Raw genomic sequence first — 12,308 nt, forward strand, 5'->3', positions numbered from 1 at the left:
ACACCCTCCCTCTCCCGGCTCGCCTCTCCGGCAACCCTTCCTTCCTCGACGTCCTCCTTCGCACCCGTGACGCCTGCCTCGGCGCCTACTCCCACCAGGAGCTTCCCTTCGAGAAGCTCGTCGAGGAGCTCCACGTCGAGCGCTCCCTGAGCCATGGCCCTCTCGTCCAGGTCATGTTCGTGCTCCAGAACGCGCCCGGTGCACCGCCGTCCTTCCCCGGGCTCCAGGTCGAGCACGTCGAACTTCATCCGCGCACTTCCAAGTTCGACCTCACGCTCTCCCTGGAAGAGTCCTCGGATGGCCTCCATGGCGTTTTCGAATTCGCCACCGCGCTCTTCACGCCGGCCACCGTCGCGCGCATGGCGGACCACCTTCGCAGGCTGATGGAGCAGAGCGTCCGGACGCCCCACGCGTCCATCCATTCTCTGGAACTGCTCTCCGCCGACGAACGGCGTCAGTGGCTCGTCGAATGGAATGAAACCGGCCGGCCGTATCCGTCCCACTCGTCCATCGTCGAGTGTTTCGCCACCCAAGCCTCGCTGCGCCCCAACGCCATCGCAGTGCAGCACGGCTCAAGCTCGCTCTCGTACGGTGAGCTGGATGCCCGTTCCAACCAACTCGCTCGCGCCCTTCGTGCTCACGGAGTCGGCAGGGCGCGTCCTCAAGTCGGGGTCTGCCTGCCACGCTCTCCCGAGCTGATTGTCTCGCTGCTCGCCATCCTCAAGGCGGGTGGCGCCTACGTCCCGCTCGACCCGGACTATCCCTCCGAGCGTCTCGACTTCATGGCTCGCGACTCACAGGTCGTCGCCATCATCACTCACGAGTCGCTCCGCGAGAGCGTGCCTTCGGGTGATTGGCGACTCCTGAGTCTTGACCTGCTTCGCGAAGCGCTGGATGCGAGCAGCACGACGCCGTTCGAGTGCGACCTCCAGCCCGATGACCTGGCGCACATCCTCTACACCTCGGGTTCGACGGGCCGCCCCAAGGGTGTCTGCATCCCTCATCGCGCCGTCCTCCGCCTCGTCCTCAACTCCGACGATGTTCAACTCGGCCCCGATGACCGCGTCGCCCAGGCCGCCACCGTCGCCTTCGACGCCTCCACCTTCGAAATCTGGGGCGCCCTCCTCAACGGCTCCGCTCTCGTCATCCTCGACAAGGATGACGTCATCGACCCGGCCGTCCTCGCCCGTCGCCTCCTCGACGAGCGCATCTCCGCCCTCGTCCTCACCACGGCGCTCTTCCACCTCGTCTCCCGCTCCGAGCCTTCCGCCTTCTCTCGCCTCCGCTTCATCCTCATTGGCGGTGAGAACCTGGACCCATCCTGCATCAACCGCGTCCTCTCCTCCGGACCGCCTCAGCGCCTGGTCAACGGCTACGGTCCCACCGAAAACACCACCGCCAGCACGTGGTACGCCGCCCTTCGCCACCAGGAGCTTTCCGTCCCCATCGGCAGGCCCATCGCGAACAGCACCGCCTATGTGCTCGATGTGCACCTTCAGCCCGTGCCCATGGGCGTCACCGGTGAGCTCTTCGTCGGTGGCGATGGCCTCGCCTGGGGCTACTGGAACAAGGCAGACCTCACCGCCGAGCGCTTCATTCCCAATCCCTTCAGCGCGACTCCCGGAACGCGCCTGTACCGCACCGGGGACCTCGTCCGGCTTCGCCCTGACGGCGCCCTCGACTTCGTCGGCCGCCGCGACAACCAGGTGAAGTTGCGTGGCTTCCGCATCGAACTGGGCGAAGTCGAGTCCGCCATCCGGGCTCATCCTGATGTGCGAGATGCCGTCGTCCTGGTGCGCGAGGACGCTCCGGGCGACAGGCGCCTCGTCGCCTATGTCGCGACGGAGCTGACCGGTCCCGCGTTGCGCGAGTACATCGGGCAACAGCTTCCCAGCCACATGGTTCCCTCGACGATCATCGTCCTGGCGGCGATGCCCCTCACGCCCAACGGGAAGCTCGACCACCGCGCGCTCCCGGCACCCGAGGCGGCCCGCCTCGACGATGAGGCATTCGTCGCGCCACGTACGGAGCTGGAGTCGCAGCTCGCAGCCATCTGGTCGACGGTGCTTCAGCTCGACAAGGTCAGCGTCACCGCGAACTTCTTCGACCTGGGCGGGCACTCCTTGCTCGCCACGCAGATCATCTCGCGAAGCCAGGAACGTCTCGGGGTTCCGCTGGCCGTGCGGATGCTCTTCGAAGCACCGACCATCGAGTCCTTCGCGCACGCCGTGGAGCAGCGCATTGGGTCAGCGCAGGCGGCTCCGAACACCTCGCTCATTCCGACGGTGAGCAGGGACGAGCCGCCGCCGCTCTCCTTCGCACAGGAACGCCTCTGGTTCCTCAGCCAGTTCCATGAGCATCAGGCCGTCTACAACATGCCCTTCGCGCTCCGGCTGGAGGGTGCTCTCGACGTCACCGCGCTCCATGACAGCCTCCGCGCGCTCGTCCTTCGCCACGAGTCCCTCCGCACTCGCTTCCCGGGCGACGGCGCGCCCTCTCAGCACATCTCCGACTCGCCTGACTTCGACTGGGGACTCGTCGACCTCTCGGCCTCTGCCAGTCCCGACGAGGAGGTCCTTCGCCTTCTCCAGCTCGACGCCGAGACGTCCTTCAACCTCGCCCTCGGGCCTCTCTTCCGTGCGCGCCTCTTCCTCCTCGCGCCTCAACGGCATCTGCTGCTGCTCAACCTCCACCACATCGTCTCCGACGGCTGGTCCTTCGGCGTCCTCTACCAGGAGCTCTCAGCCGAGTACCTCTCGCGCCTCCAGGGTGTTCCTTCTCCCCTGGCCCCGCTCTCCATCCAGTACGCCGACTTCTCCTCCTGGCAGCGCACCTGGCTCTCCGGCGACACCCTCTCCTCTCAACTCGACTTCTGGACACGTCTCCTCGACGGCGTCCCTCACGTCCTCTCTCTTCCTACTGACTTCCCTCGGCCCTCCCTCCAGCGCTTCGAGGGCTCCACCTTCCGCTTCTCTCTTCCCCTTCACCTTCGCGACTCCCTCGACTCCCTCTCCCGTCTCCACGGTGCCACCCTCTTCATGGCACTGCTCTCCTCCTTCCAACTCCTCCTCTCCCGCTACTCCGGTCAGCTCGACTTCCTCGTCGGCTCTCCCATCGCCAACCGCACCCGCCCCCAGCTCGAATCCCTCATCGGATTCTTCGTCAACACACTCCCTCTCCCGGCTCGCCTCTCCGGCAACCCTTCCTTCCTCGACGTCCTCCTTCGCACCCGTGACGCCTGCCTCGGCGCCTACTCCCATCAGGAGCTTCCTTTCGAGAAGCTCGTCGAGGAGCTCCACGTCGAGCGCTCCTTGAGCCATGGCCCTCTCGTCCAGGTCATGTTCGTTCTCCAGAATGCTCCGGCCGGACAGCTTCATCTCCCGGGCCTCGTGGTCGACACCCTTGAGTTGCACCCACGCACCTCCAAGTTCGACCTCACTCTGTCGCTGGAAGAGACGCCTCACGGACTCAACGGTGTCTTCGAGTTCGCCACCGCGCTCTTCGCGCCCGCCACCATCTCTCGCATGGCGGACCATCTCCGCGGCTTGATGGAGCAGGTCGTCCAGACGCCACACGCCTCCATCCATTCCCTGGAGCTGATCTCCTCCGAGGAGCGGCGTCAGTGGCTCGTCGAATGGAATGACACCCGCCGGCCGTATCCGGCCCGCTCGTCCATCGTCGAGTGCTTCGCCATCCAGGCCTCGCTGCGGCCCAACGCCATCGCCGTGCAGCACGGCTCAAGCTCGCTCTCCTACGGTCAGCTCGACACTCGCTCCACACAGCTCGCGCGCATCCTCCGTGCCCACGGCGTCGACAGAGCGCATCCACAGGTCGGGGTATGCCTGCCTCGTTCTCCCGAGCTGATCGTCACGCTGCTCGCCATCCTCAAGGCAGGTGGCGCCTACGTCCCGCTCGACCCGGACTATCCCGCTGAGCGCCTCGACTTCATGGTTCGCGACTCACAGGTTCGGCGCATCGTCACGCTGACCTCACTGTCCGCGCGCGTCCCCCATGGTGACACCGCGCCGCTGTGCATCGACGCGCTGCCCCTCTTCTCCGATGCCGAACTTCCCCAGCTCACGCACGACATGGGGCCGGACGAGCTCGCTTACGTCACATACACCTCGGGCTCGACGGGCCGCCCCAAGGGCGTCTGCATTCCCCACCGTGCCGTCCTCCGTCTCGTCCTCGATTCCGATTACGTCCAGCTCGGTCACGACGACCGCGTCGCCCAGGCGGCCACCGTCGCCTTCGACGCCTCCACCTTCGAAATCTGGGGCGCCCTCCTCAACGGCGCATCCCTCGTCATCCTCGACAAGGATGACGTCATCGACCCGAGCATCCTCTCCCGTCGTCTCCTCGACGAGCGCGTCTCCGCCCTCTTCCTGACCACCGCTCTCTTCAACCTCGTCTCGCGCTCCGAGCCCTCCGCCTTCTCCCGCCTCCGCTTCCTCCTGTTCGGCGGCGAGAACGCCGACACCTCGTGCGTCAACCGCGTCCTCTCTCTCGGCCCTCCTCAGCACCTGCTCCACGTCTACGGGCCCACTGAGAACACCACGTTCAGCTCCTGGCACCCCGTCCTCCTCCACCAGGAACACTCCGTCCCCATCGGCAGGCCCATCGCCAACAGCACCGCCTTTGTCCTCGACGTGCATTTGCAGCCCGTCCCCACGGGCGTCACGGGTGAACTCTTCGTCGGTGGCGAGGGTCTCGCGTGGGGCTACTGGGACCGGCCCGACCTCACCGCGGAGCGCTTCATTCCCCACCCCTTCAGCACCATTCCTGGCGCTCGCCTCTACCGCACCGGTGACCTCGTCCGGCTTCGCCATGACGGGGCTCTCGACTTCATCGGCCGTCGCGACAACCAGGTGAAGCTGCGCGGCTTCCGCATCGAACTGGGTGAAGTCGAGTCGGCGCTGCGTGCACACCCCGACGTGCGTGACGCCATCGTCCTCGTTCGTGAGGACACTCCGGGCGACAGGCGCCTCGTCGGTTACGTCGCGACGGAGTTGGAGCTGACGTCCACGGTGCTCCGCGCCTTCCTCCAGGGGACGCTGCCTTCGCACATGGTGCCCTCGGACTTCGTGGTGCTTCCGTCACTGCCGCTCACGGCGAACGGCAAGGTCAACCATCGAGCGCTGCCTCGGCCCTCCGCGACGGGGGATGACGCGAACGCGCGCGTCGCTCCACGCACCCCGCTGGAAGAGGACATCGGCACGCTGTGGTCCCAGGTCCTCGGCCGCGAGTCCATCAGCGTGACGACGAGCTTCTTCGACCTGGGTGGCCATTCGCTCCTCGCCGCGCAGCTCGTCGCGAAGCTGTCCGAGCGATTCGGCTTCAAGGTCCCCCTCCAGGTCCTCTTCCAGAGTCCCACCGTGGCCGCGCTCGCCACCTGGGTCCAAGGCAAGCTGACGCCCGGTGATTCGGGGACGACGGTGCTCGACTCCGCGCCCGCGCTTCCTGACGGTATCGTGCTGCTCCAGCAGGGACGCGATGACCTCCCGCCGCTCCTGTGCATGCACCCGATTGGCGGAACCGTCTTCTGCTACCAGGACCTCGTGCGTGCGCTCGGTCCAGAGCGCTCCGTCTACGGCTTCCAGGCTCCGGGCGTGAATGGCGAATGCGAACCGCTCCAGACCATCGAACAGCTCGCCTCCGTCCACCTGAATGCCCTGCTCCAACTGCGTCCGCGACCGCCGTACTACCTCGTGGGTCTGTCCATGGGCGGCACCATCGTCTACGAGATGGCGCAGACCCTGCGACGCCTGGGAGTCCCTCCCTCGCTGCTCGTGTTCCTCGACACCCCAGGGCCTGGCCAGCTCCCCAAGCGCTTCGAGGATGACGCGGAGCTGCTCGCCGCCACCTTCGGTGACTCGTCCGAGGCGCTCATCTCCCTCCTGCGCGGACTGGACCCGCAGGCCCAGATGCTCGAGGTGCTGCGCCGCGCCCGCGACGGCGCCGTCGTCCCCGACTCGTTCTCGCTCGTGGACCTCCAGGTCTTCCTCTCCGTCTGGAAGGCGCACATGCGCGCGTTGTTCAGCTACGAGCCTGCGCCTACCGAGGGCACCGCCATCTACTTACGCGCCCAGGAGTACGTCCCACCGCACCCTCTCCATCCCGAGCGGCCCTGGCAACAGCTCGTCCGCGGTGGACTGGAGCTCATCGGCATCCCCGGCAATCACCAGACGATGGTTGAACCGCCCCATGTCTCCGTGATGGCTCGACACCTGAATGACTTCATGCGGCGCGTTGAAGAGAAGGTCCTTCCGAAGTCCACGGGCACCTGAGCACCGGCGTCGGAAACGGACTCATCGATTTACCCCGTCCACCTCCCGTGTGAAGAATCGCCCATGCCCGACTCGAAGCATCCGCAGAAGACCTCCGCGCCCAAGGGCCCTTCTTTCGCGAAGCCGAAGGACCCCTACGAGGCCGTCGACACGGCCATCGCGATGCTGAAGGACCTCCACGACCGCTACCCGAAGTCACACTTCGTCGCGGAGCACCTCGACGTGAAGAAGGAGCCCGAGCGCATGGACTCCCTCGACCAACAGCTCTCCATCTTCAAGCGCCAGTACAAGCACCGCATCGGGAGCTGGAACGGAAAGAAGGTCCCCAAACCCAGGAACAGCGAGTCGAGCTGGGACTACTTCCAGCGCGTGTACGGCAGCGTCACCTGGCTCGTGGACAACGTCGTGGAGCGCGGCCTGCCCACCTTCCCATGCGGCAACGTCGTGGGCGGTGGCTGGAGCTGTCTGGAGATCGCCGACGACACCTACGACATCGACGGGCTCGTGAAGGCCACCGGGAACAAGGAGCTGAAGAACCTCTTCGTGTTCCACGGCGGATGGCACATCGGCCGGTCCTTCGCCTTCGACCAACGCACGAGGACTCCTTCGGGCGAGCACGCCATCGTCCCGTTCGACGAGAGTCCGCAAGCCCTCCCCGAGCAGACCCCCGCGAAGTCCATCCAGCCCTTCGGCCTCTGGCTCCACAGGCACGTGACGGAGCTGACACGCATCGCCGAGGAGAACCTGCGCGAGGGACTCTGAGCCTCGCGGGACTGGCGCCCCAAGCGGGGGCCTGCTCGCTCCCCGGGTATCCGGACACCCAAATCGTCAGGAATGTCGGGAAGTTGAGGGACCGGCCAAGCGCGTGTTACGACCACTCCTGGCCATTCTTTCCCTCTCAGAACTGGCCCCCGGAGCCGGCCTTTCATGAGCGAGCGCAACGACATCCCGCGACCCCCCGTCACGGTCGCCCCTCCTCCGCTTTCTGGGGCACCCGCGAAGGCCGGCCCGACGGCCGCCGACGTGCTGACCCAGTCCGTGCAGGCCGCGCCCCAGGCGGCGCCCGCGCCGAGCACCGAGGACGAGGCCCGCGAGCGCATCGCCTCGCTGGAGCGCGAGGCCCGGACGCTGAGCACCACGGATGGCCCCGCCGCCGCGCAGCTCTTCCATGAAGTGGGTCTGCTCTGGGAGGAGCCGCTCAAGAATCCGCGCAACGCGGCGGTCGCCTTCCAGAACGCGTACAAGCTGGCGCCCCGGTACCTGGTCAACATCCGCGCCGCGCGCCGCCTGTTCGCGGACGTGGGCAACTGGCAGATGGTCATCCAGCTCCTCGACGCGGAGCTCGCCGCCACCGAGGACGCGCGCCATCAAGCCGCGCTCCTGTTCGAGAAGGGCATCGTCCTCCAGGAGCGGCTGTCCCGCGACGACGAGGCCACCGCCTGCCTGCGCCAGTGCCTGGAGCGACGGCCCACCGACGTCGTGGTGCTCACGCAGCTCGAGTCCGTCTACGCCATGCGCAATGACGCCGCCGCGCTGGTGGAGGTCTACAAGCTGCTCGCCGCCACCATGCAGCAGCCGTCGCTGCGCGCGCACTACCTGACGTGCGCGGGGCTGCTCCTCGACGAGCGCCTCAAGCAGCGCGAGCCCGCCGCCGCGCTCCTGCGCGAGGCCTTCGCGTTGGACCGCTCGGATCCGCTGCTGCTCGCCGCGCTCAAGCACGTGGCCGAGCGCGAGGGGCGCACCGAGGAGCTGCTCGCGGCGCTGACCGCCGAGGCCACCGCGCTGGGCCCCCTGGCCGCGCCCGCCTATCTGCAGATCGCCAAGGTGCATGAGCGCCTGGGCCAGAAGGGAGAGGCCCTGGCCGCGCTGCTGGATGCGCGCCACGCCGCGCCCAACGAGCCGCTGGTGCTCAGCGAACTGGCCGGCATCTACGAGACGCAGGGCCGCTACGAGGAATTGGCCGACGTGCTGCTGGCGCGCGTGGGCTCGCTCAACGACGAGAGCGAGCTCGTCGCCACCAACCTGCGCCTGGCCGCGCTGTACGAAGAGGTCCTCAAGCGCGAGGTGGACGCGGCGGCGCGGTATCAGGCCATCGTCGCGCGCATCCCCGGCCACTCCGCGGCGCTCGCGGGCCTGGGCAAGCTGTACTACCGGATGCAGAACTGGGAGGGCCTGGTCTCCGTCTTCGACGCGGAGGTCGCCGCCGCCGAGGACGCCAAGCAGAAGGCCGCGCGCATGTACAAGGCCGCGGAGATTCTGGAGGAGCGGCTGGGACGGCAGGAGGACGCCATCTCCCGCTACAACTCCTGCCTCCAGTTGCAGCCCGGCTACCTCCCCGCGCAGAAGGCCCTCACCCGCCTCTACGAGCGCCAGGGCCGCTTCGCGGAGCTGGTGGCGATGTTCGAGCAGGACCTGCTCCAGACGTCCGACAGGGATCAGCTCATCACCACGCTGAACAAGATGGCCGGCGTGTACGAGGACCGGCTGGGAGATCTGGACCACGCCATCGAGTGCATGAAGCGCATCCTCGACCTGGCGTCGGACCACCTGCCCACCATCCGCAACCTGGCGCGGCTGTACGAGCGCGCGGGCCGCTACCGGGAGCTGTTGGAGACGCATGACCTGGAGGCGTCGCTCGCGGGCGACACCAAGCAGGTGCTCTCGCTCCTGCACCGCAACGCGGAGATTCTCGACGAGAACCTGAAGGACCGCCCGGGCGCCATCTCCGCCTACGAGCGCGTGCTGGCGCTGTCCCCGTCGTACCTGCCCGCGCTCAAGGCGCTGGGACGGCTGTACGCACAGGACGGCCGCTGGTCGAAGCTGGTGGACATGTACCGGGCGGAGTCGGAGAGCTCGCCCTCCACCGACCAGGCCGCCGCGCTCATCTACAAGATTGGTGAGCTGTACGAGCAGCGGCTGTCCCAGGAGAACGAGGCGATCGCCTCGTACCAGGAGGCGCTGATGCTGGCGCCCAGCTACTTCCCGGCGCTGCGCGCGCTGGCCCGCATCTACCGGGCGCAGGGCGCGTGGGAGAACCTGGTGGAGATGCTGCGCGAGGAGGCCGCCAACCGGACGGATCCGCTGGAGCGCGCCAACGCGCTGTTCCAGGCCGCCGCCATCTGGGAGGACTCGCTCCAGCGTCCGGAGCTGGCCATCGAGACGTACCAGGAGGTGCTGCGGCTGACGCCGGGCCACGCCGCCACGCTGCGCGCCCTGGAGCGCCTGTTCCTCGCGCAGGACAACGTGAAGGAGCTGGTGTCCATCCTGGACCGCGAGACACAGGTCGGCGGCACGCCCACGGCCAAGGTGACCGCGTATCTCAAGCTGGCGCGGCTGTACCTGGACCGCTTCCAGGAGCCCTCGCGCGCGGCCCTGTGCTGCGAGGCCGTGCTGGGCCTGGACACCGGAAACCTCACCGCCCTCACCCTGCTGGAGCGCATCCGCGCCGCGGACCGTCCTCGCCGCGCGGAGCTGCGGCAGCGAATCGCCGAGCGCGTGAATGACCCGCGCCTGGCCACCGCGCTGCGGCTGTCCGCCGCCGTGGACCTGGACAAGGGCCCCGCCGAGGGAACGCTGGAGGCGTACAAGCGCGCCTTCGAGGCGGACCCGGGCGACGCGCGGCTGGCCTTCGCGCTGGAGCGCTCGCTCAAGCTCGCCGGGGACATCTCGGGCCTGGCCCGGCTCTACACGCTGCGACTGGCGCACGCGCGCGACGCGGAAGAGGCGCTGGAGATGCTGCTGCGCACCGCCGAGCTCGCGGAGATCCGCTTCGGCGACCTGGAGCGCGCGGCGGCCCTCTACAAGCAGGCCCTGGAGCTGCATCCCCAGTGCCTCCCGGCGTTGCAGGGCACGCGGCGCGTGGCGATGCGGCGCGGAGACGCGGCCGAGGCCCGGGCCGCGCTGGAGGCCGAGGCCCGGCTCAGCAAGGACCCTCGCGGCGCCATCGAAGCGTTCATCGGCGCGGCGCGACTGGCCTCGTTCGTCCAGAAGGACACCGACGCGGCGGCGGCGCTCTACAAGCAGGCGCTGGAGAGAGACCCGCTGCACCCGGCCGCGCAGGCGGGCCTGGAGGAGCTGCTCGCCCACCGGGGTGGCTCGGCGGACCTGGCCGCGCTGCATGAGCGGCGCGCCGACGCGAAGCTGGCGCAGAAGGACCACCCCGCCGCGGCCACGGGCTACGTGAGCGCGGCGCGGCTGCACCACGCGGCCCTGGGAGACCGGACGCGCGCGGTGGCGCTGCTGGAGAAGGCCCTGGCCGCGCAGCCGGGTCACATCGAAGCGCTGGAGCTGCGCGGCTCGCTGCTGCTGGAGGCTCAGCAGTACGCCGAGGCCGCCGCGATGCTGAGCCAGCGCGTGCAGCAGGGTGGAGACGCTCGGACGCTCGCGCCCTTCCACCTCACGCTGGGCTCGCTGTACCAGACGCACCTGAACGACCCGAGCCGCGCGTCCGCGCACCTGATGACGGTGCTCACCGCGCAGCCCCGCCACCTGGAGGCGCTGGAGCGACTGGCCTCGATTCATGCCCAGGGACGCAATTGGGCGGGCGCGGTGGACTGCCTGCACAAGCTGCTCCAGCAGGAGCTGCCGGCCGAGTCCCGCGCGCGCTTCACGCTGGAGCTGGCGCGCACCTATGACGAGGGCCTGGGCGACGCGGCCGCGGCCACGCCGCTGTACCGCCGCGCGCTGGAGCTGACGCCGGGAGACCCGACGCTGGTGGACCGGCTGGTGACGCTATACGAGCGTGCGCGCAACCTGCCGGAGCTGGCGCAGCTCCTGGAGGCGCAGGCCCAGACGACGGCGGCCACGGACTCGAAGCGCGCGGCGGCACTGCGCATGCGCGTGGCGGAGCTGTTCGCGGGTCCCCTGTCCGAGCCCGCGCGCGCCACCGCGCTGTACCGTGTGGTGGTGGAGAGCGACACCGCCAACCTCACGGCGCGCACGGCGCTGGCGGGGCTGTACGCGCGCGACACGTCCTCCGTGCCGCTCGCCGTCGAGGAGCACCGGCAGATCCTCCGCCAGGACCCGACGCGGGTGGACAGCCTGCACGCGCTGTTCAAGCTGTGGGAGGGCCTGAAGCAGCTCGACAAGGCCTTCTGCGTGGCGTCCGTGCTCCAGTTCCTGCGCTCCACGAACGAGGCGGAGCTGGCCTTCTACACGGAGGGCCGCACGCGGCTGGCGCAGGAGGTGCGCGAGGGGCTCACGTCGACGGACGTGGACTCCATGCTGCTGCACCCCGGCGTCCGGGGGCCGCTGCTGGAGGTGCTCCGGGCGATGGGAGACCAGTTGGAGAAGGTCTACCCGCCGAGCTTCGACATCGTCGGCGTCAACCCGAAGACGGACAAGCTCAAGACGGACAGCGCCGTGTACAAGGCCATCCGCACGGTGGCGCAGGTGTTCGGCGTGGAGGAGTTTGACGCGTACCAGGCGCGGCGCGGCCTCACGGTGCTGGAGACCACCGAGCCGTTGTCGGTGTGCATCGGCCAGGACGTGGTGCGGCGCTTCAACGCGCGCGAGCAGAAGTTCCTCCTGGGCCGCGCGGCGCTGGGCCTCTTGAACAAGGCGGCGGTGCTGGAGAAGCTGTCGCAGGGCGAGACGGCGGAGCTGTTCGGCAGCGCCATCCGCATCCACGCGCAGCAGTTCACCGCGCTGGGACGGCGCAATGACGAGACGGTGAAGCAGCTTCGCAAGGCCTTCTCACGCAAGGCCATCAAGGCGCTGGAAGCGCCGGCGATGGCGCTGGGCGACGTACAGAAGCTGGAGCTGTCGCCGTGGCTGGACGCGCTGGATGCCTCGGCGGACCGCGCGGGTCTGCTCATCGCTGGTGACGTGTCCGTGGGCCTGGGCATGGTGCTGCGCGAGGACCCGAACTTCGCGGGCGCGAAGCTGGACTCCCCGGAGCCGATGATTCAGGCCGTGCGCGAGGGCGAGCGGCTGCGCACCCTGCTCACCTGGTCCTTCACCGACGACTTCTTCCGGCTGCGCCAGCGGCTGGGACTGTCGCTGTAGTCCCGGCTCGCGGCG

Annotated in this window: 3 protein-coding genes; all 3 read left to right on the top strand. The window is 68.6% G+C overall.

The features are described from left to right. Window positions 1–6,287, top strand: a 6,287-nt coding sequence (locus G4D83_RS44810) for an amino acid adenylation domain-containing protein (protein ID WP_163871109.1), incomplete at its 5' end; no start/stop codon positions are given. A gap of 63 nt (window positions 6,288–6,350) precedes the next feature. Continuing rightward, window positions 6,351–7,049: a hypothetical protein gene (locus G4D83_RS44815; RefSeq protein ID WP_240357183.1), complete on the top strand. Its 699-nt coding sequence runs from the start codon at window positions 6,351–6,353 to the stop codon at window positions 7,047–7,049. Between the two features lie 165 nt (window positions 7,050–7,214). After that, window positions 7,215–12,293, top strand: coding sequence for a tetratricopeptide repeat protein (locus G4D83_RS44820; RefSeq protein ID WP_163871110.1), 5,079 nt, complete (start codon window positions 7,215–7,217; stop codon window positions 12,291–12,293). Window positions 12,294–12,308: the final 15 nt, after the last annotated feature.

It is taken from the genome of Myxococcus eversor (genome assembly GCF_010894455.1).
Lineage (GTDB): Bacteria > Myxococcota > Myxococcia > Myxococcales > Myxococcaceae > Myxococcus > Myxococcus eversor.